A 24,295-nucleotide genomic window follows, 5' to 3' on the forward strand; every position below is an offset into this window, starting at 1 on the left:
TCCGGAGTCCGGGGCGGGTCAGGCCTTGGCGAGTTCCTTCTCGCCGCCCTCGCGCTGCTCGGTCGCCTCGGCCTCCGCGTGCGCCGGGGCGGAACCGTGTCCGTCGTCCAGCAGGGTCGCCTCGTCGAAGGGGGCCTGGCCGGCGAGAACCTGCTCCACGCGGGTCTTGTCGATCTCCTTGGTCCAGGTGCCGATCAGGATGGTGGCGACGGCGTTGCCCGCGAAGTTGGTGAGGGCGCGGGCCTCGCTCATGAAGCGGTCGATGCCGACGATCAGGCCGATGCCGTCCACCAGGGCCGGCTTGTGCGACTGGAGGCCGCCGGCCAGGGTCGCGAGGCCGGCGCCGGTGACACCGGCAGCGCCCTTGGAGGCGACCAGCAGGAAGAGCAGCAGCGGGATCTGCTCGCCGACCGACATCGGCGTACCCATGGCGTCGGCGATGTAGAGCGAGGCCATGGTCATGTAGATCATGGTGCCGTCGAGGTTGAAGGAGTAGCCGGTCGGGACGGTGATGCCGACGACGGGCTTGCTGACGCCGAGGTGCTCCATCTTCGCGATGAGGCGCGGCAGCGCCGACTCGGAGGAGGAGGTCGACAGGATCAGCAGGAACTCACGGCCCAGGTACTTGAAGAGCGTGAAGATGTTCAGGCCGGAGACGATCTTCAGCAGCGCGCCGAGCACGATGAAGACGAAGAGGAAGCAGGTGACGTAGAAGCCGAGCATCAGCACGGCGAGGCTCTTGAGCGCGTCCACGCCGGCGGAACCGGTGACGGCGGCGATGGCGCCGAAGGCGCCGATCGGGGCGGCCCACATCACCATGGCGAGGATGCGGAAGACGAGCCGCTGGATGTGCTCGACCCCGCGCAGGATCGGCTCTCCGGCCGAGCCCATGGCCTGCAGGGCGAAGCCCGCCAGCAGGGCGATGAGCAGGGTCTGGAGCACCTCGCCGCCGGTGAAGGCGGAGACGATCGTGGTCGGGATGATGCCCAGCAGGAACTCGGTGGTGTCCTTGGCCTCCGCCGACACCTGCGCCTGGCCGGTCTCCTTGACCGCGTCGGTGATCGCGAGGCCGGTGCCCGGCTCCAGGATGTTGCCGACGACCAGGCCGATGCCCAGCGCCACCAGCGACATGACCAGGAAGTAGCCGAGGGCGATACCGCCCACGGCACCGACCTTGGCGGCCTTCCGGACGGAACCGATGCCGAGCACGATCGTGCAGAAGATGATCGGCGAGATCATCATCTTGATCAGGTTCACGAAGCCGGTACCGATCGGCTTCAGCTCGACCGCGAAGTCCGGTGCGATCAGACCCACGGCGATGCCGATGGCGACCGCGACGATCACCGCTATGTACAGGTAGTGGGTGCGGTCCCGCTTGGCGGGTGCGGCAGGTGCCGTATGGGGAGTGGTGCTGGCGGCCACGGCTGCCCTCCTTGACGTCTTCGTCGGCATCACCGGCGTGCGGCTCACGTCCGGGGGATATGGGGGAATGCCGTGACTATCCCCCCGCGCTGTGAGGGCGGTCACCCTTCCGTTCATTTAGTTCACGCTTAACCTCAGGGGCACACTGACGACATGCGCATCCCCGCCCCCCGGCCCCGCAGCCTGGCCGGCCAGCTCTTCGCCATGCAGGCCGTGCTGATAGCGGTCCTCGTCGCCGGTTACGCGCTGTTCACGTACGTCAGCGACCGCGGCCAGGCCGAGGAGGCGGCGCGCCGCCAGGCCACCGCCGTGGCCCGCTCGGTCGCCGACTCCCCCTCCGTCCGGGAGGCGATCCACACCCCGGACCCCACGGCCGAGCTCCAGCCGTACGCGATGCGGATCATGCACGACACCGAGGTCGACTTCGTCACGATCATGACCCCGGACGGCATCCGCTGGACCCACCCCGACGTGAACGAGATCGGCCGGCACTTCCGCGGCAACACCGCGCGGGCCCTGAAGGGCGAGACGTTCACCGAGACCTACACCGGCACCCTCGGCCCGTCCGTCCGCGCGGTCACCCCCGTCGAGGACGACGACGAGCGGATCATCGGCCTGGTCAGCGCCGGCATCAAGGTCGAGGCGATCAGCAAGCGCGTCTCGGACCAGGTGACGGCCCTGATCGCCGTCGCGGCGGGCGCGCTCGCGCTCGGCGCGGTCGGCACGTACGTCATCAACGCCCGCCTGCGCCGCCACACCCACGGCATGAACGCGGCCGAACTGAGCCGAATGCACGACTACCACCAGGCGGCGCTGCACGCGGTGCGCGAGGGCCTGCTGATGCTGGACGGCCAGTACCGGGTGGCGCTGATCAACGACGGCGGGCGGGAACTGCTGGGCGTCTCGGAGGAGGTCGTGGGCTGCTCGGTCGCGGACCTCGGCCTGCCCGCCCCGCTGACGGGCGCGCTGCTGGCCTCCGAGCCGAGGGTGGACGAGGTGCACCTGACGGCGAACCGGGTGCTGGTGGTGAACACCTCACCGGTGTCGGGCGGCGAACGCCGGGGCACGGTGGTGACCCTGCGAGACGTCACCGAACTCCAGTCGCTGATGGGCGAGTTGGACTCGGAGCGCGGCTTCACCCAGGCGCTGCGCTCCCAGGCCCACGAGGCGGCGAACCGCCTCCACACGGTGGTCTCGCTGATCGAGCTGGGCCGCGCGGACGAGGCCGCCGACTTCGCGACCGCCGAACTTGAACTGGCCCAGGCCCTGACCGACCAGGTGGTGGCGGCGGTGAGCGAGCCGGTGCTGGCGGCCCTGCTCCTGGGCAAGACGGCCCAGGCGAACGAGCGGGGGGTGGAGCTGGTGGTGTCGGAGGACAGCGACCTGGACGACGGGCTCCTGCCCGAGTCGCTGCCCGCCCGGGATCTCGTCACCATCCTCGGCAACCTCATCGACAACGCGGTGGACGCGGCGCAGGGGAGCGTGCGGGCACGGGTGACCGTGACGGCGTACACGGACGGTGACGCCGAAGGGCCGGGCGGCGGTGAGCTGGTGCTGCGGGTGTCCGACACCGGCTCCGGGGTGGACCCGGCCCACGCCGACCAGGTCTTCGAACGCGGCTTCTCGACCAAACCGGCGGGTCCCGGGGGCCGGGGGCTCGGCCTGGCCCTCGTCCGGCAGGCTGTACACCACCACGAGGGGACGCTGTCGGTGACGGAGGCCGAAGGGGGCGGTGCCGAGTTCGTGGTGCGGTTGCCATTGCGTACGACGGTTCCGGCCGCGCCGGTGTCGGGAGGCGAGAGATGACGGACGTGACGGGCGTGACGGGCGACGAACCGATCAGAGTGCTGGTGGTCGAGGACGACCCCGTCGCCGCCGACGCGCATGTCATGTACGTCGGCCGGGTGCCGGGGTTCGTGGCCGTGGGCAAGGCCCACACGGGCGCCGAGGCCCGGCGGCTGCTGGACCGCACGCCGGTCGACCTGCTGCTGCTGGACCTCCACCTCCCCGACGGACACGGGTTGCAGCTGGCGCGGTCACTGCGGGCGGCGGGGTATCACGCCGACGTGATAGCGGTGACGTCGGCGCGGGATCTGACGGTGGTGCGGGAGGGCGTGTCGCTGGGGGTCGTGCAGTACGTGCTGAAGCCGTTCACCTTCGCGACGTTGCGGGACCGGCTGGTGCGGTACGCGGAGTTCCGGGGGGCGGCGGGTGAGGCGAGCGGCCAGGACGAGGTGGACCGCGCGCTGGCCGCCCTGCGCGCGCCCGGCCCCGCGGCACTGCCTAAGGGGTTGAGCGGGCCGACGCTGGAGCGGGTGGTGGGAGCTGTACGGGAGGCGGAGGAAGGGCTGACGGCGGCCGGGGTGGCCGAGGCGGTGGGGATCTCGCGGATCACGGCGCGGCGGTATCTGGAGCATCTGGTGGAGGCGGGGAGGGCGGAACGGAAGCCGTTGTACGGGCAGGTGGGGAGGCCGGAGCTGGTGTACCGGTGGGTTCCGGCGGGGCGGTGAGGGCGGCGGCCGCGGCACGGACTTCGGCGGCTTCGGCGGGGGCGTTGGCCTGCGTGTAGGCGTCGGCGGCCTGGCGCCAGGCCGCGTGGGCTTCAGCCGGTTTGCCGGTTTGCAGGTAGGCCAGGGCGAGGTTCTGACAGGTCTGGCCCTTCATGTACCAGTCGTCGAACTCCTGACCTTCCCGATCACCGTGCCGCCGAACTCCGCGCCCTGGAAGTCGACATGGTCGTCGTACCGGGTCATGCCCCGCTTCCACCCCCGCCGCCCCCGAACGGCACCGCGTACCGCACGACGTACACCCCCAGACCCGCCACAGCCGCCGCCTCCACGACGGACAGGGCCAGCAACCCCGCCGAGACCTGTCCCCCGCCCCAGTACACGACCAGCCCGCCCAACGGCACGACACAGAACGCCAGCAGGTCCACCACGCACTGCACGAGCTTCCGCGAGAACCGCCGGGCGTCGTTGCGGTGGAAGCTCTCCCACCGGAAGGTCTCGGCCTCACCGGCGAGTGCGGCGAGCCGAGGCGCCAACTCCCCGCGTACGTACCGCCCGATCGCCGAGATCTTCTCGTCGTTGACCAGGTAGGTCCACCCCAGCACGACACAGACCGGCGGCAAGGCCAGCAGCATCTCCGTCCGCCCGGCCTGGGCCGCGGCCGCGATGACGGCCGCGACCACGGCCAGCGTCACGTACAGCAGGTTGTCCCGGAACCCGATCCGCGCCTTCTGCTCGTCCTTGACACTCTGGTACTCGGCGAGCAGCAACTGCCCGACGGTGACGTCCTGTTCGGCCACGGCAAGCGTCCCTTCCCCCGGTGGACATGGCAGTACCTTAAAGGGGTGTCGGAGACGAATCCCACTGTCGTGGTCCTCACCGCGCTCCCGCTCGAATACGCGGCCGTGCGCGCCCACCTCACCGACCGGGAGGAGGACGTCCACCCCGAGGACGGAACCCGCGTCGAGACCGGCCGGGTGGACGGCACGCCCTGGCGGGTGGCGCTCGCCGAACTGGGTGAGGGTGTGGACAAGGCGGCCGCGATGACCGCCCGGCTCATCGGCTGGCGCCGCCCGCAGGCCGTGCTGTTCGTCGGCGTCGCGGGCAGCCTCAAGGACGGCATCGGGATCGGGGACGTCGTCGTGGGCACCAAGGTCTACGGCATCCACGGCGGCAAGTGGACCCCGGAGGGCTTCCGGGCCCGCCCCGAGGCCTGGCGTGCCTCCAACGCCCTGGTCCAGGCGGCGCGTTCCGCGGTGCGGGACATGGCGGACGTACGGCCGCACTTCAAGCCGATCGCCTCGGGGGACGTCGTCCTGGCCGACTCCGGGTCCCTGGTCGCCCGGCACCTGCGCGAGCACTACGACGATGCCGCCGCCATCGAGATGGAGGGTTCGGGCGCGGCCCACGCCGCGCACCTGAGCGGGCAACTGGACACCCTCGTCATCCGGGGCATCAGCGACCTCGCCGACGCGGAGAAGAGCACGGCCGACGCCGGCGGTTCCCAGGAACGCGCCGCCGCGCAGGCGGCGAAGGTCGCGATGGCGGTGCTGCGCAAACACCGTCCCCGGGACGGCTCCTCCGGTTCTCGGGAGGGCTCCCGGCACGGCTCCGGCACCGGCACCGGGGACACGTACGGGGGCGACCACATCGACCTCCGGGGCGGCACCTTCCACGGCACGGTCATCGGCAAGCAGGTCGGCAGGCCGTAGGGAGTCACCCGGCTCACTCCGGCAAGAGGCGGCTACGACGCCCTCTCCCCGTCCTCGTCTTCGTCCTCGCCGCCACGAACCGACCGACCAGCGGCAGCCGTACGTTCCTACAACCGGTGACTATGGCCGAACAGCTCGTAGTCACCACCCCGCGCTCCCCCTACCTTGGCCCCGTGCCCCGACCCCCGTCCCACACCCACCAGCCCGGACCCCCCTTCGACGCCGCCGCCGCCCGCAAGCTCCGCGCGGCCCTCGGCATGAGCCCCGCCGACGTCGCCCACAACCTCCGCAGCTCCTACGGCCTCCCGCACGTCACCCCGGACCTCGTCGCCACCTGGGAACGCGGAACCACCACCCCCACCCACCCCGAGCTCACCGCCCTCGCCGGTGCCCTGTGGTGCTCCCCCGCCGATCTCATCGGCCGCCCGCGAACCCTCCGGGAACACCGCATCGCCCGGGGTCTCGCCCCCGAGGACGTCGCGCGTGCCGTCGGCCACGAGTTCCTGGCCTACGTCCGCATGGAGGAGAGCGGCCAATGGCGCGGCAGCGAGCGCCAGTCCGCCGCCCTCGCCGAGCTGCTCGGCCTCGCCCTCCCCGACCTGATCGCCGTCACCGGGCGTGCGGAGGCACTCGCCGGTCTGCTCCGCAGCGCGGCCCGCACCCGCTGGCAGGCCTACGTCAAGCCCGTCGGCGCCATCGTGCCCCTGGACCGGCGCCTGCTGGAGGAGGCCCTCCAAGAACTGCACCGGAACTATCAGGGGCACATGGTCGCCACCCTGCGCTGGGGCGACGGCAGCGCGGCCGGTGAGGCGAGCGACACCGGCCGGGACTTCCTCGACCGGATCGTCGAGACCTTCTGGGCGGCCGTCCGGGCCAGAACGGGCTGACCGGACCCCGTCTCAGAAGACGGACTCCGCCTCGTCCATCCGGTCGGTCGGCACCGTCTTCAGCTCGGTCACCGCCTCCGCCAACGGCACCATGACGATGTCCGTCCCCCGCAGCGCCGTCATGTTGCCGAACTCGCCCCGGTGCGCCGCCTCCACCGCGTGCCAGCCGAAGCGGGTGGCGAGGACCCTGTCGTACGGGGTGGGGGTGCCGCCGCGCTGGACGTGGCCGAGGATGACCGGGCGGGCCTCCTTGCCGAGCCGCTTCTCCAGCTCGAACGCCAGTGCCGTGCCGATGCCCTGGAAGCGCTCGTGGCCGAACTTGTCGATCGCGCCCTTGCCGTAGTCCATGGTGCCGTCGGCGGGGTGGGCGCCCTCCGCCACGCAGACGACCGCGAACTTCTTGCCCCGCGCGAAGCGCTCCTCGACCATCTTCACCAGGTCGGCCGGGTCGAAGGGGCGCTCGGGCAGGCAGATGCCGTGGGCGCCCGCCGCCATCCCGGACTCCAGGGCGATCCAGCCCGCGTGCCGGCCCATGACCTCGACGACCATCACGCGCTGGTGGGATTCCGCCGTCGTCTTCAGGCGGTCCATCGCCTCCGTCGCGACGCCGACCGCCGTGTCGAAACCGAAGGTCCGGTCGGTCGAGGAGATGTCGTTGTCGATCGTCTTCGGGACGCCCACCACCGGCAGCCCGGCATCGCTCAGCATGCGTGCCGCCGTCAGGGTGCCCTCGCCGCCGATCGGGATCAGCGCGTCGATGCCGAAGTCGAGGATCATGTCGCCGGCGCTCTCGCAGGCCTCGCGCAGCCGGTCGCGTTCCAACCGGGAGGAGCCGAGGATCGTGCCCCCGCGGGCCAGGATGCCGCTGACCGCGTTCAGGTCGAGCCCACGGTAACGGCCGTCGAGGAGACCGGCGTAGCCGTCCTCGAAGCCGATGACCTCGTCGCCGTAGTTGTCGACCGCTCGGTGCACGACCGACCGGATCACAGCGTTCAGCCCGGGGCAGTCGCCACCTGCGGTGAGAACTCCGATACGCATCGTGCTCCGTCTCCTGCTCGCTTTGACACCGGTGAGCCATCCCGATTCTTTCATGCCGCCGAGGAGGCTGTCGCTTGACGGGCGCCTTATCCGCGCGCGGGGGTATTGTCAAGAGGGTTCTGCTCACCTTGGTGGGCGATTTTTGTGCACGGCGGGTTCCCCTGGGCAGCCGACGAACACGACGACGACGAGACGAAACGGAGAGCACGCGTGACGCGCAGCGTGTACGTGACCGGGATCGACCGCGGCGACGGCCGCCAGGTCGTCGAACTGGGGGTCATGGAGCTTCTGACCCGCCAGGTCGACCGGGTGGGCGTCTTCCGCCCCCTCGTCCATGACGGACCCGACCGCCTGTTCGAGCTGCTGCGCTCCCGTTACCGGCTGTCCCAGGATCCGGCGACCGTCTACGGCATGGACTACCACGAGGCGTCCGCCCTCCAGGCGGAGCGGGGGGCGGACGAGCTGGTCTCCACCCTCGTCGACCGGTTCCACCGCGTCGCCCGCGACTACGACGTCGTCCTCGTCCTCGGCACCGACTACGCCGACACCCAGTTCCCGGACGAACTGTCCCTCAACGCGCGCCTGGCGAACGAGTTCGGCGCCGGCGTGATCCCCGTCGTCGGCGGCCGCCGGCAGACCGCGGAGTCCGTGCTCGCCGAGACCCGCAACGCCTACCGGGCCTACGAGGCGCTGGGCTGCGACGTTCTCGCCATGGTCGCCAACCGGGTCGCCCGGGAGGACCGGGAGCAGATCGCCGACCGGCTCGCCACCCGGCTGCCGGTGCCCTGCTACGTGCTGCCCGACGAGCCCGCCCTGTCCGCGCCGACGGTCGCCCAGGTCAGCTCCACGCTGGGAGCGAAGGTGCTGCTCGGCGACGACTCCGGGCTGGCCCGCGACGCGCTCGGCTTCGTCTTCGGCGGCGCGATGCTGCCGAACTTTCTGAACGCCCTGACCCCGGGCAGTCTGGTGGTCACCCCCGGCGACCGGGCGGACCTGGTCGTCGGCTCGCTCGCCGCGCACAGCGCCGGCACCCCGCCGATCGCCGGTGTGCTGCTCACCCTGGGCGAGGTGCCGAGCGAGGAGATCCTCACCCTCGCCGCCCGTCTCGCCCCCGGCACCCCCGTCCTGTCGGTGGCCGGCAACAGCTTCCCCACCGCGGAGCAGCTGTTCTCCCTGGAGGGCAAGCTGAACGCGGCCACCCCGCGCAAGGCCGAGACCGCCCTCGGGCTCTTCGAGCGGCACGTCGACACCGCCGGCCTGCTGACACGGGTCTCCGCGCCGAGCAGCGACCGCGTCACGCCGATGATGTTCGAGCACAAGCTCCTCGAACAGGCCCGCTCCGACAGGCGCCGGGTCGTCCTGCCCGAGGGGACGGAGGAGCGCGTGCTGCACGCGGCCGAGGTGCTGCTGCGCCGCGGCGTCTGCGACCTCACCCTCCTCGGGCCGGTCGACCAGATCCGCAAGAAGGCCGCCGACCTGGGCATCGACCTCGGCGACTGCCAGCTGATCGACCCGGCGACCAGCGAGCTGCGCGACGGCTTCGCCGAGCTGTACGCCGGCTTCCGGGCCCACAAGGGCGTCACCGTCGAGCTGGCGTACGACGTCGTCTCCGACGTGAACTACTTCGGCACGCTGATGGTGCAGGAGGGGCTCGCCGACGGAATGGTGTCGGGTTCGGTCCACTCCACGGCCGCGACCATCCGGCCCGCCTTCGAGATCATCAAGACCAAGCCGGACGCCGACATCGTCTCGTCGGTGTTCTTCATGTGCCTGGCCGACAAGGTGCTGGTGTACGGCGACTGCGCCGTGAACCCCGACCCGAACGCCGAGCAGCTCGCCGACATCGCCATCCAGTCGGCGGCGACCGCCGCCCGGTTCGGTGTGGAACCGCGGATCGCGATGCTGTCGTACTCCACGGGTACGTCGGGATCGGGCGCCGACGTCGACAAGGTGCGGGAGGCCACGGAGCTGGTCCGCGCCCGGCGGCCCGACCTGAGGATCGAGGGGCCGATCCAGTACGACGCGGCCGTGGAGCCGTCCGTCGCGGCGACCAAGCTGCCGGGCTCCGAGGTCGCGGGCCAGGCCAGTGTGCTGATCTTCCCCGACCTGAACACCGGCAACAACACGTACAAGGCCGTGCAGCGTTCGGCCGGCGCGATCGCCGTCGGACCGGTCCTCCAGGGTCTGCGCAAGCCGGTCAACGACCTGTCGAGGGGCGCCCTGGTGCAGGACATCGTCAACACCGTCGCCATCACGGCGATCCAGGCCCAGTCCCCCTCCCCGTCCTCCGCCCCGTCCCCGAGCGAGAAGGCGACCGCCCAGTGAGCTCCACGCGTGTCCTCGTCCTCAACTCCGGCTCCTCGTCGGTGAAGTACCAGCTGCTCGACATGCGCGACAGCAGCCGGCTGGCCGTGGGGCTCGTCGAGCGCATCGGTGAGCAGTCCTCCCGACTGAAGCACACGCCGCTGGCCACCGGCGAGTCCCGGGAGTGGTCCGGGCCGATCGCCGACCACGACGCCGCCCTGAAGGCCGTGGCGGAGGAGCTGGCCAAGGACGGGCTGGGGCTGGACTCCCCCGAGCTGGCCGCGATCGGGCACCGCGTGGTGCACGGCGGCAAGCACTTCACCGAGCCGACGGTCATCGACGGAGCCGTCCTCGCGGAGATCGAACGGCTGATCCCGGTGGCGCCGCTGCACAACCCGGCCAACCTCACCGGAATCCGTACGGCCCAGGCCCTGCGGCCCGACCTGCCGCAGGTCGCCGTGTTCGACACCGCCTTCCACACGACGATGCCGGAGTCGGCCGCCCGCTACGCGATCGACGTGCGGACGGCCGACGAGCACCGCGTCCGGCGCTACGGCTTCCACGGCACCTCGCACGCCTACGTCTCCCGGACCACGGCGAAGCTGCTGGGCAGGGCGCCCGAAGACGTCAACGTCATCGTGCTGCACCTCGGCAACGGGGCGTCCGCGTCGGCGGTGCGGGGCGGCCGGTGCGTGGACACCTCCATGGGGCTGACGCCTTTGGAGGGGCTCGTGATGGGTACGCGCTCGGGAGACACCGACCCGGCTGTCATCTTCCATTTGGCGCGTGTTGGCGGAATGTCCATCGATGAAATCGACACTCTTCTCAACAAGAAGAGCGGACTGATCGGCCTGTGCGGCGACAACGACATGCGGGAGATCCGGCGCCGGGTCGACGAGGGCGACGAACAGGCGAAGCTCGCCTTCGACATCTACATTCACCGTCTGAAGAAGTACATCGGCGCCTATTACGCCGTGCTCGGGCGGGTGGACGCCGTCGCGTTCACCGCCGGGGTCGGCGAGAACGCGGCACCGGTGCGTGAGGCGGCCGTCGCGGGCCTGGAGACCCTGGGCCTCGCGGTGGACGGCGAGCTGAACGCCGTACGGAGCGACGAGCCGCGGCTGATCTCGCCCGGCGACGCGCGGGTGAAGGTCGCCGTGGTGCCGACCGACGAGGAGCTGGAGATCGCCACGCAGACCTACGCATTGGTGGGAAACACAAACTGAGCAGGAAAGCAACTGAGCGCCGGCCATCTCATTTGTATCTTCCGCCAGACGGAATATTCCGTAGCGAAACAAACCGATAGGATCGCCCCATGCGCCGTTCGAAAATCGTCTGTACTCTCGGCCCCGCGGTCGACTCCCATGAAATGCTGGTTTCGCTGATCGAGGCCGGCATGAACGTGGCCCGGTTCAACTTCAGCCACGGCACGCACGCCGAGCACCAGGGCCGGTACGACCGGGTCCGGGCCGCCGCCAAGGAGACCGGCCGGGCCATCGGTGTCCTCGCCGACCTCCAGGGCCCCAAGATCCGTCTCGAGACCTTCGCCGAGGGCCCCGTCGAGCTGGTACGCGGTGACGAGTTCACCATCACCACCGAGGACGTGCCCGGCGACAAGACGATCTGCGGCACCACCTACAAGGGCCTGCCGGGCGACGTCTCGCGCGGCGACCAGATCCTCATCAACGACGGCAACGTCGAGCTGAAGGTCCTGGACGTCGAGGGTCCGCGGGTGCGGACGATCGTCATCGAGGGCGGTGTCATCTCCGACCACAAGGGCATCAACCTGCCCGGCGCGGCCGTCAACGTGCCCGCGCTGAGCGAGAAGGACGTCGAGGACCTGCGGTTCGCGCTGCGCATGGGCTGCGACCTGGTCGCCCTGTCCTTCGTCCGGGACGCCAAGGACGTGCACGACGTGCACCGCGTCATGGACGAGGAGGGCCGTCGCGTCCCCGTCATCGCCAAGGTGGAGAAGCCGCAGGCGGTGGAGAACATGGAGGACGTCGTGATGGCGTTCGACGGTGTGATGGTCGCCCGTGGCGACCTGGCCGTCGAGTACCCGCTCGAGAAGGTCCCCATGGTGCAGAAGCGCCTGATCGAGCTGTGCCGGCGCAACGCCAAGCCGGTGATCGTCGCGACCCAGATGATGGAGTCGATGATCACCAACTCCCGTCCGACCCGCGCCGAGGCCTCCGACGTGGCCAACGCGATCCTGGACGGCGCCGACGCGGTCATGCTGTCCGCCGAGTCGAGCGTGGGCGCGTACCCGATCGAGACCGTGAAGACGATGTCGAAGATCGTCACCGCGGCCGAGCAGGAGCTGCTGAGCAAGGGGCTCCAGCCGCTGGTGCCGGGCAAGAAGCCGCGCACGCAGGGTGGTTCGGTGGCGCGTGCCGCCTGTGAGATCGCGGACTTCCTCGGGGGTCGCGGCCTGGTGGCCTTCACCCAGTCCGGCGACACCGCCCGTCGCCTCTCCCGCTACCGCGCCTCCCAGCCGATCATCGCGTTCACCACGGACGAGGGCACCCGCAACCAGCTGGCGCTCAGCTGGGGCGTGGAGTCGCACGTCGTGCCGTTCGTGAACAGCACCGACGAGATGGTCGACCTGGTGGACCAGGAGATCACCCGGCTGGGCCGCTTCGAACCGGGCGAGGTCGTCATCATCACCGCCGGTTCGCCGCCCGGTGTCCCCGGCACCACCAACATGGTCCGCGTCCACCACCTGGGCCAGGGCTCCCGCGACTGAGGAGACAGCCCGTAGGGGCACGTGAACGGCGCTGAGGGCGCCCCCTGCGACAGGGGGCGCCCTCAGTGTGTGTGCGGCTCCCGAACGGGCCTGCGGGAGGCGTTACTTGGTGCTGTAGACGTGCATCCCCGGGACGTGCAGGTCGCCGCCGAACTGGCCGGCCTGGACGACCTTCACCTTGGTGAAGTAGATCAGCGGGATGTTCAGCGGCGGCGGGTGCTCCGGGCTGAACGTCACGGGGATCAGACCGAACAGGTTCCCCGAGATGCTCTCGGTGTACATGATCGTGTCGCCGTTGCGGATGGTCGACGTCGTGCCCGGGCCGGCCTGCACGTGGTAGGTCACGCCGGCCTGCTTGTCCTTCACCGTCTGGTGCAGGTCGCCGATGTCGGACCCCTCGGAGATGACGTACTTCAGGACCTTCTTCCTCGTCCCGTTGGCCGTCTTCACCTCGACGATGCCCTGGTAGTCGGCGCCCTTGAGCAGCAGCGAACTGGCGTCCAGGTACCAGGGGTCGTCCGCCAGCGGCACCTTGTTGTCGACACCGCTCTCGTCGTCGGTGGCGACCGGGCAGTCCTCCGTGCCCGTCGTCTCGCTCGCCGACGGACTCGGCGAGGCGGTGGCGTCAGCGGCGTCGGAGGCGGCCTCGTCGGCCTTCTCCGTGGTGTCCTCGGCCGCCTCGCCCGCCTGGTCGGCGGTGTCCTTCGCCGCGTCGGTGAGGGCGTCGGTGGTGTCCTTGGCGGTACCGGAGCCGTCCGTGCCGGAGCCGGTCGAACCCGAGCCGTCCGTGCCGGAACCGGTCGAACCGGAGCCGGACGAACCGGAGTCGGACGACGTGTCCCCGCCGGTGCCCGTGCCGGCCGGCTCGGAGGCCGACGGCGACGGGCTCGCACCGGCCGCCGCGTCGGATTCCGTGCCGTCGAAGAGGTCGGTGATCGCGTCGCCGATGGTCTCCAGGACGTTCTTGTCGCTCTCCGACGGCGACGGGCTCGCCGTGGCGGTGTCGCCGCCGGACGAGGACGTCGACTTCTCCGGCGCGGAGGCGGACGCCGACGGCGCGGGCTCGGCCCCGTCGCCGGAACCCGCGTCCGGCGACGAGCCGCCCGAGGCGTCCTCGCCGTCGGAGGAGCCGCCGGAGGAACCGGAGTCACCGGAACCGTCCGTCGCCTCGTCCTTGGAGCCGTCCTCGGAGCCGTCCTTGGCGTCGTCCTTGCCCTCGTCCGCCGAGTCGCCGGTGCTCTCCGAGGCGGAGGGCGAGGGAGAGGCCGACGCGTCGGCGTCCTCGTCCTCCAGGGCCGCGACGCAGTCCTTGTACTCGTCGATGGTGAGGTTCTTGGAGGACGGCTGGTCATCCGCGTTGGCGAGGGTCGGCGTGAAACCCATGCCCATGAGGACCGCCGTCGGCATGGCCGCCAGGGCTATCGCCTTGCCGGCCGGCATGTGGAGCCGGGTGAACAGCGGCTTCTTGGGTGCCGCGTGGCGCGGCCCGGTTCTCACACGGGCAGCGTCCACATCGCTCCCGGTGGTCACCTCGTCAGCCGGCACTGTGCCTCCCGTTCGCCCCGTTGGCCGGGCTCGTTCCTGACAGATCGTTCGGCTCGTCCCCGCCGTCGGCGTCCTTGGAGAGGGCCGGGCCCGTGCTGTACGGGTTCACCGTGGCGTCACCGGCCGGGACACCGCCCCCGGGGTACACGCCGGCGGGGGCGCCTCCCGGGGCCGCGGCCGCCTCCGGCGCCGGCTCCGGCGCGGGCGGTGCTCCCGGCGCCCAGGACACGGCCATCGCCCCGCCGATCAGCGAGAGCAGGAAGCCGATGAGGAAGCCGCCGAGGTTGGACACCGGGATGGACACCAGGCCGAGCAGGATCGCCGCGACGCCCGCGAAGACCCGTACGTGCTTCTGGAACCACAGGCTGACGCCCAGCACGACCAGCAGCACGCCGATGATCAGGGAGCCGGCACCCGCGGTGGTCGCCATGGCCAGCGTCAGGTGGCCGATCTGCAGGTGTGCGTACGGGAAGTAGGCGATGGGGAGTCCGCTGAGAAGGACGAACAGGCCCGCCCAGAACGGCCTCGTGCCCCGCCAGGCGCGGAACTGCTGCCTCCGGTGGGTGAACTGGCCGGTGGCGACAGGGGTCTCGGCGCTCATGGAAAACAGCTCCCTGGTGCGGCTTGCTGTGGTGGAGATGTGGGCCGCGAGTGAAGACGCGGCGCTTCAGACTGGACGGGCGGGGGCGCCAGTGGCTCCCCCGCCCGTCAGAGAGTGCTTAGTAGCACTCCTTGACACCCGTCGACAGCGACATCTTCAGGCCGCTGAGCTTGAAGGTTCCGGCGGTGGTGGCCCACGCCGTCTGCTTCACGTCGGTCAGGACGGCTGACTCGGCCTGCTGGGCGAACCCGTAGGGGTTGGCCTGCTCGCTGCCGCCCTTCATGCCCGGACCCTTGGTGAGGTCCTTGGCGGCCACGCCGATGTCGATGTTGCTGAACGTGGCGTCGGCGCTGAGGTCCTCAACGTCGATGTACAGGTTCTCGGCCTCGACCGGCTTACCGCCGCCGCCCGCCTTCAGGGTCAGGCTGACCGACCCGAGCAGCGGGATGTTCGGGGTGACCACGGACTGGCACATGTTCGTGATCGAGGCGTTCTTGAACGCCGAGACGGCGACGGGGTGAGCCGTCTTCTTGCCGTCGAGGGTGTACCCCGAGTCGAGCGCGCCGTACTGCGAGAAGCCCGTGCCGACGAGCTTGTCCGCGGTGACCTTGAACGACTGACCCGACACGCTGAACGACGCGGCGAGCGCGCCCTGCGCGAGGGCGATGCCTATGCACGCCGTGGCGGCCACGCTGGGCACCATGACCACAGCGAACCGCTTCCATCTGGTCCCGCCACGCACCTGGGACTCCATATTTCCTCCTTCTCGGACGTACATCTCCTGGCCCCGGACTCGCCCCCGAAAGCGGCGGCTCGGCCGGGCAGGGATGGGAGAAGTGCTACGTCCTCGGGAAGGGGAGCGCCCGCGCTCGGAGGCGCTAACCGCGCACCGATCACCGGCGATCACCCCCGAGCGACAACCACTGGGTCGCGCCTGACACGCATCACGCACAACCTTGCTGGACAGGCTTCGCCTCGGCGAAGACCCCCCTGCCCAAGAGCCGGCGCCACTGCCGTCGGCCCTGCTCGGTGGGGACCCAGGAAAACCCGTTGACCCAACCGGCTGTCGGGGTACGGGAACGGACCGAGCGTGGCCGATCGTGGTGCATTCTCGCCGCCCGCACAAGGGGGTTCGTTACTCGCTAGTAACGGCCGGATAACCGAACAACGACCCACAGGTCTCGGCCGACGACTGAGGGTGGCATCAAGGCCCAGAACAAAACTGTTGATCGCTGGACAGAACCTGACAGAACCACGCCCCCGACTTACTTGCAGTAACAGCGGCCGCGATTACCAAGATTTGGTAAAGCGCGGCCGCTGTGAGGCCCGGTCGGCGGAACTTTCACTCCGGCGTCACAGGCCCGGGCGTTTAGCGACTGGTCAGAACGGGGCCCTCATCCGGCTCAGAACAGCGCCCGCGCCAGCGCCCGCCGGGCGGCGGCCACCCGGGGGTCCTCGGACCCGACCACCTCGAACAGCTCCAGCAGCCGCAGCCGTGCGGCGTCCCGCTCGTCGCCGGCCGTGCGCTGCACGGTGTCGATGAGCCGTCCGAACGCGTCCTCGACGTGACCGCCCACCAGATCCAGGTCGGCGGCGGCGATCTGCGCCTGCGCGTCCTTCGGCCGGTCGGCGGCGTCCTTGCGCACCTGCTGCGGGTCCATGTCCTGCACCCGCAGGAGCAACTCGGCCTGCGCGAGGCCCAGTTTGGCCTCGAGGTTGCCCGGGTCGTCGACGAGCACGTTCTGGTAGGCGCGGACGGCACCGGCCAGGTCACCCGCGTCCAGCGCCTGTACGGCCGCTTCGAGCAGCGCGTCGTGCGGGCCGGCCGGCTCCTCGGCGGGGGCGGCCGCCGTACGGCCGCCGGGCTCGGCGTCGGGGTCGACGGTCAGGCCGGTCAGACCGAAGCGCTGCTCGGCGACGGCCACCAGCTGGTCGAGGGTCTGCCGGATCTGTGCCTCACCGGCGGCCCCCTGGAAGAGGGGCAGTGCCTGCCCCGCGACGACGGCGAACACCGCCGGGATGCCCTGCACCCCGAACTGCTGCATCAGCATCTGGTTCGCGTCGACGTCGATCTTGGCGAGCAGGAAGCGGCCGTCGTACTCGACGGCGAGCCGCTCCAGGACCGGGCTCAGCTGCTTGCAGGGCTGACACCACTCGGCCCAGAAGTCGATGACGACGGGGACCTCGGCGGACCGCTGAAGGACATCGCGCTCGAAGCCCGCCTCATCGACGTCGATGACGAGGTCGGCGGGCGAGACGGCCCCCGCCCCGCCCTGCCGGGCGGCTTCCGCGCGCGCCTGCTCCGCCTTCGCCTTGGCCTCCTGGGCCGCTTTCACCGCGGCGAGGTCGACGACTCCGCTCATGGACATGTTCCGTGGCTGCATGCGTCTATCCTCCCCCGTTCCCGCCCGTGCGTGAAAAGCGAACCGAAATGCGCGCCGGGTCCCCACCCCGCGCCGGGTCGCCGCGGCCCGCGTACGTCCGGCACGGGCCCGCTCTCCGCTTTCGCTACGACCCGTAGCGTAATACCACGGGGGTCACCCATGGGGCCGTCACCCGGTGATCTCCCTCACTGCTCCCGCCGCCGGCACGGGACCCGCCGGATATCGTCGAAAGATGCAGAGCCGCACCCCCGCAGGCCGTACGGGCCGCCCGCGCAGTGCCGCGGCGGACGCCGCGATCCTGGCGGCGACACGGGAGGCACTGGTGGAGCTGGGCTGGTCCAAGCTCACGCTGGGAGACGTGGCGACCCGCGCCGGAGTGGCGAAGACGACGCTCTACCGCCGCTGGGCCGGCAAGAACGAACTCGTCGTCGACGCCGTGGCCGAACTCTTCGACGAACTCGAACTCCCCGACCGCGGCAGCCTCGCCGCCGACATCGAGGGCGTGGTCCTCCAGTTCGCGGCGATCCTCGCCCGCCCCGAGGCCAGGAGCGGCCTGATGGCGGTGGTCGCCGAGGCCACCCGCGACGACGCCCTGCGCGAACGTATCCGCGCCTCCATCGTCGAGCCGCAGAAGGGTCTGGTCCTGGAGGGCCGGGCACGCGCCCAGGCCCGGGGCGAACTCCCCGCGGAAACCGACCCCGAGGACTCCGCCCGCACGGTCGACCTCATCTTCGACATGGTCGCGGGCGCGGTGGTCCATCGCACCCTGGTCAGCGCGCGCCCGGCGGACGAGGCGTGGGTGCACGGCTTCACCCGGCTCCTGCTGCTGGGCCTCACCGCCTCCGACTGAGCCCCACTCCGGCCGGGAGGCCGCACCAGGCACCGCACCGCACCGCACCGGACCGGACCGGCACCGGACGTGGCCGGAGCCGGTGGCCGTCCGTCGGCCACCGGCTCCGGCCACGCCGGCGCTCTCGCGCCCTCAGAACCCGGCCGGCTCCGTGTAGACCCCCCACTCGTCCCGCAGCACGTCGCAGATCTCGCCCAGCGTCGCCTCCGCCCGCACCGCGTCGAGCATCGGCTCGATCATGTTGCCGCCGTTGCGCGCGGCCGCGAGCAGGCCGTCGAGGGCGCCGCGCACGGCGGCGTCGTCCCGGGCGGCCCGGCGCGCGCCCAGCACCCGCACCTGCTCCCGCTCCACCTCGTGACTGACCCGCAGGATCTCCAGGTCCCCGGTGACGGACCCGGTGTGCGCGTTGACGCCGACGACCTTCTTCTCCCCCTTCTCCAGGGCCTGCTGGTACCGGAACGCCGACTCGGCGATCTCCCCGGTGAACCAGCCGTCCTCGATGCCCCGCAGGATGCCGGACGTGACCGGCCCGATCGGGTGCTGTCCGTCGGGGTGGGCCCGCAGCCCCCGCTCCTTGATCTGCTCGAAGATCTTCTCGGCGTCGGCCTCGATGCGGTCGGTCAACTGCTCGACGTACCAGGAACCGCCCAGCGGGTCGGCGACGTTGGCGACGCCGGTCTCCTCCATCAGCACCTGCTGCGTGCGCAGCGCGATCTCCGCGGCCTGCTCGCTTGGCAGCGCCAGCGTCTCGTCCAGCGCGTTGGTGTGCAGCGAGTTGGTGCCGCCGAGCACCGCCGCGAGCGCCTCCACCGCCGTACGCACCACGTTGTTGTACGGCTGCTGGGCGGTGAGCGAGACACCGGCGGTCTGGGTGTGGAAGCGCAGCCACTGCGCCTTCTCGCTCCTCGCCCCGTAGACGTCCCGCATCCACCGCGCCCAGATGCGGCGCGCGGCACGGAACTTGGCGATCTCCTCGAAGAAGTCGACGTGCGCGTCGAAGAAGAAGGAGAGGCCGGGTGCGAAGACGTCGACGTCGAGCCCGCGGCTCAGCCCCAGCTCCACGTAGCCGAAGCCGTCCGCCAGCGTGTACGCCAGCTCCTGCGCGGCCGTGGCCCCGGCCTCGCGGATGTGGTAGCCGGAGACGGACAGCGGCTTGTAGGCGGGGATCCCGGCCGCGCAGTACTCCATCAGGTCGCCGATGAGGCGCAGGTGCGGCTCGGGCGGGAAGAGCCACTCCTTCTGCGCGATGTACTCCTTGAAGATGTCGGTCTGGAGCGTGCCGTTGAGGACGGCCGGGTCGACGCCCTGCCGTTCGGCGGCGACGAGGTACATGCAGAAGACGGGGACGGCGGGCCCGCTGATCGTCATCGAGGTGGTGACGTCCCCGAGCGGGATGTCCTTGAACAGCACCTCCATGTCCGCCGCCGAGTCGATGGCGACCCCGCAGTGCCCGACCTCGCCCAGCGAGCGCCGGTCGTCGGAGTCGCGGCCCATCAGCGTCGGCATGTCGAAGGCGACGGACAGACCCCCGCCGCCGTTGGCGAGGATCATCTTGTACCGCTCGTTGGTCTGCTCGGCGTTGCCGAACCCCGCGAACTGGCGGATGGTCCAGGTCCGCCCGCGGTAGCCGGTCGGATACAGACCGCGCGTGAAGGGGTACTCCCCCGGCCACCCGATCCGCTCGAAGCCCTCGTACGTGTCGCCGGGCCGGGGCCCGTACACCGGCTCCACGGGGTCCCCGGAGAGCGTGGTGAAGTCAGCGTCGCGCTTGCGCGCGGCGTCGTACCGGGCCTGCCAGCGTCGGCGGCCCTCCTCGATGGCGTCAGCGTCCATGCCTTCGAATTTACTAGGACGTCCTAGTAAATGTCGATGGCTGACCGCCGCACGCGTCCGTACGGCGGTGGTGGTGGTGCTATGCCTTGGCGACGGCCGCCGCGTCCTCGGAGACCTTGGCCTCCAGCTCGCGCGAGACGTTGCGCTCCACGAAGAAGGCGGCCGTGGGGATGGTCCCGGCCAGCAGCACCCACAGCTGCTTGCTCACCGGCCACTTCGCCTTGGAGCCCAGGTCGAAGGCGAAGACGAGGTAGAGGACGTACAGCCAGCCGTGCGCGATGCCCACGACGCGGGTGAAGCCGTCGGCGCCGTCCAGCTCGAGCACGTACTTGGCGATCACGCCCAGGGTCAGCAGGACCAGCAGCACACCGGTGACGTAGGCCATGACGCGGTAGCGGGTCAGCACGCTCTTCTTCATGCCGTCGAGCGTAACGACCCGTTCCGGGAGATCTTGTGCCGGGTCACGCCTCGTCGAAGTCGTGCGCCGCGATGCGCAGGGGCCGCAGCATCGCGAAGATCTCCGCGCACTCCTCCGCGTCGTACACCCCGAGTCCGAAGTCCATCGCCATCAGGTCGCGGGTGGCGGCCTCGACGACCTCGCGGCCCTTGTCGGTGATGGTGGCGAGGGTGCCGCGGCCGTCGTTGGGGTTGGGGCGCTTGGCGACCAGGCCCGACCTCACCAGGCGGTCGACGGTGTTCGTCACGGACGTCGGGTGCACCATGAGCCGCTCGCCGATCTTCGACATGGTCAGCTCGCCCTCCTTGGAGAAGGTGAGCAGCACCAGCGCCTCGTAGCGCGCGAACGTCAGCCCGTACGGCTTGACCACCGCGTCCACCTCGGCGAGCAGGATCTGGTGGGCGCGCATGATCGAGGTGATCGCGGCCATGGACGGCACGTTTCCCCAGCGCTGCTTCCAGAGCTCGTCCGCGCGGGCGATGGGGTCGAAGGGGAGGCTGAGCGGCTTCGGCACGGCATCAGACCCTACCCGTCGGTCATATCGTGGTCAGCCCCGTCTCGACTTTCGGTCAGCGGCGCTTCTCACAAGGGGCAGCACCTGCCCCAGGGACCTCTCAGGTGACGGCGTCAGTAGATGCGGCGCAGCCCCAGGACGTCGCCGCGGCCCAGGGTGCGGGCCGCCGTGGAGCACGCGAACGAGTTCGTGAACATGGTCTGGCCCTCGTGGCCGGAACCGACGTGCCCCAGACCGAAGACGTGACCGGCCTCGTGCGTGGCGACGCTGCGGATGTCGTACGCGTTGGCGCAGCGGTCCGTGGGGTTGTCCGTGAAGGTGTAGTCGCCGGTGTTGAAGCGGACGTCGGCCTCCTTCAGCCAGTCCCGGCCGCCGGCCACCGGGCGGCTCCACGAGCAGGTCGTGGCGACGACCCCGCCGCTGAGGTCCCCGGCGTCCCAGACGCTCACCCCGTCCCGTCGGGTGCAGTGGGCCCGGCTGTCGACGTTGGCCTCACGATGGGTCAGGGTGTGGTACTTGGCCCGCGCTCCGACCGCGTCGCCGTACCCGCAGTCGTTGCGGGTGCCGATGATGGTGCCGATGGCGCTCTCGAAGGCGCGGCGGGCGGCGGCGGGGGAGAGATCGCCGGGCAGCGGGCCGTCGCCGAGCCACCAGTCGTAGGTGCCGTACTCCTTGTGCTCGCCGACGGCGTAGGCGCTGTCGGCGCAGGCGGGGCGGGCGGCGGCGGCCGGGGCGGCGGCGTGCGTGTGCTCCTCGGAGCCGGCGTCCGCCCGGCCGTAGGAGATCCTGCCGTCGGCGGCGACCTCCACGGTGAAGCCGTGCCGCGAGCCGTCCACCGACAGGGCGTCGACGGTGACCTTCGTGCCGGGCTCGGGAACCGTGACGCCGGCGCCCTCGTGGGTGACGAGGCGTCCGACGGCCGCGCAGTCGAGCACTGAGGATCCGGCGGGCAGGTCGTCCACGGTCAGCGCGCCGCGCCCGAGCGCACATCCGTCACCCGCGCGCGTGGGCGCATCACCGCCGCCCGCCGCCACCGACACCGCCAATACCACCGCCGCGACGGCCCTGCCCGTCGGTCCCGGCCCGTGATGACCTGCCACTGCGCCTCCGCCCGCCTGTCCGCCCGCCGGGCGGAACGTGATCGATTCCCGGTGAGGTTAGCCCTCCCAACCAGTCTGAAAACCATCCCGGGGTCCCCCGTTTGAGCGATCGCTCAAACGGGTGTACGGTCCCATCACAGTGTTTGAGCGATCGCTCAAACACGGTCGCGAGCTGGGGGATTCACATGGGGCTCTACATCGAGGCGCGGATCCGCGCCGATCTGGACGACCTGTGGGCGCGTACACAGGAGCCGGCCCAGCACCAACGCTGGGACCTGCGCTTCACCGAGATCGCCCACCTGCCGCGGGTGGTGGGCGAGCCGCAGCGCTTCCGTTACGCCACCCGCGTGCTGCCGTTCCTGACGATCGCCGGCACGGGCGTCTGCGCGGGTGAACGGGAGCGCCCCGACGGCACCCGCACCTCCGCCCTGCGCTTCGCCTCCCCGCATCCGCTCTCCCTGCTCGCCGAGGGCAGCGGCTACTGGCGCTACGTCCCCGACGGCGACGGGGTCCGCTTCCTCACCGGTTACGACTACCGGCCCCGCTGGGGCGCCCTCGGCGCGCTCGCCGACAGGCTGGTCCTGCGCCCGCTGATGGGCTGGGCGACGGCCTGGTCCTTCGACCGGCTGCGGCTGTGGCTGGAGCGGGGCATCACCCCGGAGCGCGCGCTGCTGAACTGGCTCGCGGAGCTCGCCGTGCGCGCCCTCGTCGTCACCGCCGCCTGCACCGGGCTCGGCCTGGAGTCCGTCCTGCGCCTCCTGGGCCCGTTCGCGGCGTCGACGGCGTACCTGTGCCCGCTGCTGCTGAGCGTCCTGGTGTGCGTGGCCCTCTTCACGGCACCGCTCGCCTCCACCCCCGCCGCCCGCCGCTGCCTGCGCACGCCTCCGGCACGCGCGCATGCGCCCCGTGTTCTGCGCACCCTGGAGAACCCGCGATGACCTCGATCTTCCGTACCGCGATGGGCTCCGACTTCGACCGTCTCCACCCCCAGCTGCGACGCCGCTTCTCGGTGGGGCTGGCGAGCGGCCGGGCATGCACGGGGCGGGGCGTGATGGACCGCATCTGGCACGGTCCGGCGTTCGTGAAGCCGTTCCTGGCGCTGGGCGCCACCCGCAACATCCTCGTCCCGCGCGCGGGCCGCTCGGTGCCCTTCGTCATCGAGAACGTGCCGTACACCGACGGGTTCGGCCGTGAGACGGTGACCTTCGTGCGTACCTTCGACCTGCCCGGCCGGGCCCGCCGGTTCGACGCCCAGATGGTGCTCGGCCCCCGGGGCGACCGGATCCTCGACTACCTGGGCACCCACCAGCACCTCGCCACCGACCTGCACTTCCAGGCCGAACCGGACGGCTCCCTGCTGATCCGCTCCGGAGAGCACCGGTTCCGGGAAGGAGTGGTGGACGCGCGCGTGCCCGAACTGATCGGGGCCACCGCCGAGGTGCGGGAGGCGTACGACGAGGCCGCCGGCCGCTTCCGGATCCGCGTCAGCGTGGTGAACCGGTACTTCGGCCCGCTGTTCGGCTACGAGGGCTCCTTCACCGCCGCCTACACCGACATCCGCTCCCGCGGTGTGCGCCCGGGGCTGCGGCCGGTGCGCGAGGAGGCCCGCGCGTGAGCCCGGAGACCGCCAAGTCCCTGGAGACGAAGACCAAACTGCTGGAAGGGGCGCTGCGCACCCTCACCGAACAGGGCATCGCCAAGACGTCGGCCCGTACGGTCGCGGCGACCGCCGGGGTCAACCAGGCGCTGGTCTTCTACCACTTCGGCTCGGTCGACGAACTCCTGGCCGCGGCCTGCCGCTACGGGGCGGAGCGCACGGTGGCCCGCTACCGGGCCCGCTTGGAGACGGTCACCTCGCTGTCGGAGCTGCTCGCCCTCGGCCGGGAGATCCACGAGCAGGAGCGGACCGGGGGCCATGTCACGCTCCTCGGCCAGCTGCTGGCCGGCGCCCAGACCCACGAGGCCCTGGGCCCGGCCACGGCCGCGGGCCTCGACCTGTGGATCGTGGAGATCGAGAAGGTCCTGCGCCGGGTACTCGCCGGGACCCCCTTCGGGGAGTTCACGGACCCGGCCGGGCTGGCCCGGGCGGTCGCGGCCTCGTTCGTCGGGATCGAGCTGTACGAGGGGGTCGACGCCGCAGGCGCCGCGGCGGCGCTGGACGCGCTGGAACAGCTGGGGATGCTGGTGAGCGCGCTGGAGGAACTGGGGCCGGTGGCGCAGCGGGCGGTGCGGCAGTACCTGCGGCGGGCCTCCGGGAAGCGGTGAGAGCGGGGGGCGGTGAGAGCCGGGGCGCGGTGAGAGCCGGGGCGATTCCGCCGTTGCCGGCACCCGCATCCCCTCCGGGGCGTCCGCGGTGCCGTCGCAAGGGCCGGAGGCGGTGACGGTCCGGCGCGAC

The 24,295-nt window shown here is 71.1% G+C and carries 22 protein-coding genes; 11 read left to right on the forward strand and 11 right to left on the reverse strand.

Annotation, left to right across the window (positions count from 1 at the left end):
* Positions 1-18: 18 nt before the first annotated feature.
* Positions 19-1,452 carry a cation:dicarboxylate symporter family transporter gene (locus ACF1A1_RS35745; RefSeq protein WP_392005963.1) on the reverse strand — a complete coding sequence of 478 codons (1,434 nt, stop codon included), beginning with the start codon at positions 1,450-1,452 and terminating at the stop codon, positions 19-21.
* A 123-nt stretch (positions 1,453-1,575) separates the two neighbouring features.
* Here ACF1A1_RS35745 and ACF1A1_RS35750 point away from each other — a divergent pair, with 123 nt between their 5' ends.
* Together ACF1A1_RS35750 and ACF1A1_RS35755 are read left to right on the forward strand one after the other, a co-directional pair.
* Positions 1,576-3,228: an ATP-binding protein gene (locus ACF1A1_RS35750; RefSeq protein ID WP_392005796.1), complete on the forward strand. Its 1,653-nt coding sequence runs from the start codon at positions 1,576-1,578 to the stop codon at positions 3,226-3,228.
* Complete coding sequence (locus tag ACF1A1_RS35755) at positions 3,225-3,932, forward strand: response regulator (RefSeq protein WP_392005798.1); 708 nt, start codon at positions 3,225-3,227, stop codon at positions 3,930-3,932. The genes ACF1A1_RS35750 and ACF1A1_RS35755 overlap by 4 nt, the downstream gene beginning before the upstream one ends.
* Positions 3,933-4,171: 239 nt before the next feature.
* On the opposite strand, the gene ACF1A1_RS35760 is transcribed toward ACF1A1_RS35755, so the two are convergent.
* Positions 4,172-4,729, reverse strand: coding sequence for a hypothetical protein (locus tag ACF1A1_RS35760; RefSeq protein ID WP_392005800.1), 558 nt, complete (start codon positions 4,727-4,729; stop codon positions 4,172-4,174).
* A 45-nt stretch (positions 4,730-4,774) separates the two neighbouring features.
* Between ACF1A1_RS35760 and ACF1A1_RS35765 the strand changes: the two genes are divergently transcribed.
* Both ACF1A1_RS35765 and ACF1A1_RS35770 read left to right on the forward strand, forming a co-directional pair.
* A complete protein-coding gene (locus ACF1A1_RS35765; protein WP_392005802.1) occupies positions 4,775-5,641 on the forward strand; it encodes a 5'-methylthioadenosine/S-adenosylhomocysteine nucleosidase in 867 nt (288 codons plus the stop codon).
* Between the two features lie 122 nt (positions 5,642-5,763).
* A complete protein-coding gene (locus tag ACF1A1_RS35770) occupies positions 5,764-6,528 on the forward strand; it encodes an XRE family transcriptional regulator (protein WP_392005804.1) in 765 nt (254 codons plus the stop codon).
* Between the two features lie 12 nt (positions 6,529-6,540).
* On the opposite strand, the gene ACF1A1_RS35775 is transcribed toward ACF1A1_RS35770, so the two are convergent.
* Complete coding sequence (locus ACF1A1_RS35775) at positions 6,541-7,566, reverse strand: ATP-dependent 6-phosphofructokinase (protein WP_392005806.1); 1,026 nt, start codon at positions 7,564-7,566, stop codon at positions 6,541-6,543.
* 210 nt (positions 7,567-7,776) lie between these two features.
* Here ACF1A1_RS35775 and pta point away from each other — a divergent pair, with 210 nt between their 5' ends.
* From pta to pyk, 3 genes are all read left to right on the forward strand, one after another.
* Entirely contained in the window at positions 7,777-9,891 is a 2,115-nt protein-coding gene (gene pta / locus ACF1A1_RS35780) for a phosphate acetyltransferase (protein ID WP_392005808.1), read from the forward strand.
* Positions 9,888-11,096 carry an acetate kinase gene (locus ACF1A1_RS35785; RefSeq protein WP_392005810.1) on the forward strand — a complete coding sequence of 403 codons (1,209 nt, stop codon included), beginning with the start codon at positions 9,888-9,890 and terminating at the stop codon, positions 11,094-11,096. The genes pta and ACF1A1_RS35785 overlap by 4 nt, the downstream gene beginning before the upstream one ends.
* An 89-nt stretch (positions 11,097-11,185) precedes the next feature.
* Positions 11,186-12,616: a pyruvate kinase gene (pyk, locus tag ACF1A1_RS35790; RefSeq protein ID WP_392005812.1), complete on the forward strand. Its 1,431-nt coding sequence runs from the start codon at positions 11,186-11,188 to the stop codon at positions 12,614-12,616.
* 102 nt (positions 12,617-12,718) lie between these two features.
* On the opposite strand, the gene ACF1A1_RS35795 is transcribed toward pyk, so the two are convergent.
* The 4 genes from ACF1A1_RS35795 to ACF1A1_RS35810 all read right to left on the reverse strand — a co-directional run bounded on the left by ACF1A1_RS35795 (position 12,719) and on the right by ACF1A1_RS35810 (position 17,146).
* Positions 12,719-14,161: a hypothetical protein gene (locus ACF1A1_RS35795; protein WP_392005814.1), complete on the reverse strand. Its 1,443-nt coding sequence runs from the start codon at positions 14,159-14,161 to the stop codon at positions 12,719-12,721.
* A complete protein-coding gene (locus tag ACF1A1_RS35800; protein WP_392005816.1) occupies positions 14,151-14,762 on the reverse strand; it encodes a DUF6114 domain-containing protein in 612 nt (203 codons plus the stop codon). Before ACF1A1_RS35800 ends, ACF1A1_RS35795 begins: the two co-directional genes overlap by 11 nt.
* 118 nt (positions 14,763-14,880) lie before the next feature.
* Positions 14,881-15,516 (reverse strand): DUF6230 family protein, encoded by a 636-nt coding sequence (locus ACF1A1_RS35805; RefSeq protein WP_392005818.1) that lies wholly within the window; start codon positions 15,514-15,516, stop codon positions 14,881-14,883.
* A 649-nt stretch (positions 15,517-16,165) separates the two neighbouring features.
* Positions 16,166-17,146 (reverse strand): tetratricopeptide repeat protein, encoded by a 981-nt coding sequence (locus ACF1A1_RS35810; protein WP_392005820.1) that lies wholly within the window; start codon positions 17,144-17,146, stop codon positions 16,166-16,168.
* A 232-nt stretch (positions 17,147-17,378) separates the two neighbouring features.
* Between ACF1A1_RS35810 and ACF1A1_RS35815 the strand changes: the two genes are divergently transcribed.
* Positions 17,379-17,996: a TetR/AcrR family transcriptional regulator gene (locus ACF1A1_RS35815; RefSeq protein WP_392005822.1), complete on the forward strand. Its 618-nt coding sequence runs from the start codon at positions 17,379-17,381 to the stop codon at positions 17,994-17,996.
* 132 nt (positions 17,997-18,128) lie between these two features.
* Here ACF1A1_RS35815 and ACF1A1_RS35820 read toward each other — a convergent pair whose 3' ends face one another.
* From ACF1A1_RS35820 to ACF1A1_RS35835, 4 genes are all read right to left on the reverse strand, one after another.
* Complete coding sequence (locus ACF1A1_RS35820; RefSeq protein ID WP_392005824.1) at positions 18,129-19,829, reverse strand: methylmalonyl-CoA mutase; 1,701 nt, start codon at positions 19,827-19,829, stop codon at positions 18,129-18,131.
* A 79-nt stretch (positions 19,830-19,908) separates the two neighbouring features.
* Complete coding sequence (locus ACF1A1_RS35825) at positions 19,909-20,247, reverse strand: DUF3817 domain-containing protein (protein WP_392005826.1); 339 nt, start codon at positions 20,245-20,247, stop codon at positions 19,909-19,911.
* A 43-nt stretch (positions 20,248-20,290) separates the two neighbouring features.
* Positions 20,291-20,800 (reverse strand): MarR family winged helix-turn-helix transcriptional regulator, encoded by a 510-nt coding sequence (locus tag ACF1A1_RS35830; RefSeq protein ID WP_392005828.1) that lies wholly within the window; start codon positions 20,798-20,800, stop codon positions 20,291-20,293.
* Positions 20,801-20,913: 113 nt separating this feature from the next.
* A complete protein-coding gene (locus ACF1A1_RS35835) occupies positions 20,914-21,900 on the reverse strand; it encodes a matrixin family metalloprotease (protein ID WP_392005830.1) in 987 nt (328 codons plus the stop codon).
* 185 nt (positions 21,901-22,085) lie between these two features.
* Here ACF1A1_RS35835 and ACF1A1_RS35840 point away from each other — a divergent pair, with 185 nt between their 5' ends.
* The 3 genes from ACF1A1_RS35840 to ACF1A1_RS35850 are packed head-to-tail and all read left to right on the forward strand — an operon-like array spanning position 22,086 to position 24,165.
* Positions 22,086-22,838, forward strand: coding sequence for a hypothetical protein (locus ACF1A1_RS35840; protein ID WP_392005832.1), 753 nt, complete (start codon positions 22,086-22,088; stop codon positions 22,836-22,838).
* Complete coding sequence (locus tag ACF1A1_RS35845) at positions 22,835-23,515, forward strand: DUF4166 domain-containing protein (RefSeq protein WP_392005834.1); 681 nt, start codon at positions 22,835-22,837, stop codon at positions 23,513-23,515. Before ACF1A1_RS35840 ends, ACF1A1_RS35845 begins: the two co-directional genes overlap by 4 nt.
* The gene (locus tag ACF1A1_RS35850) at positions 23,512-24,165 is read left to right on the forward strand and encodes a TetR/AcrR family transcriptional regulator (RefSeq protein WP_392005837.1); all 654 of its coding nucleotides are present in this window, start codon (positions 23,512-23,514) and stop codon (positions 24,163-24,165) included. Before ACF1A1_RS35845 ends, ACF1A1_RS35850 begins: the two co-directional genes overlap by 4 nt.
* The last annotated feature ends 130 nt before the right edge of the window (positions 24,166-24,295 follow it).

This window comes from Streptomyces sp. NPDC014995 (assembly GCF_043080745.1).
Classification (GTDB): domain Bacteria; phylum Actinomycetota; class Actinomycetes; order Streptomycetales; family Streptomycetaceae; genus Streptomyces.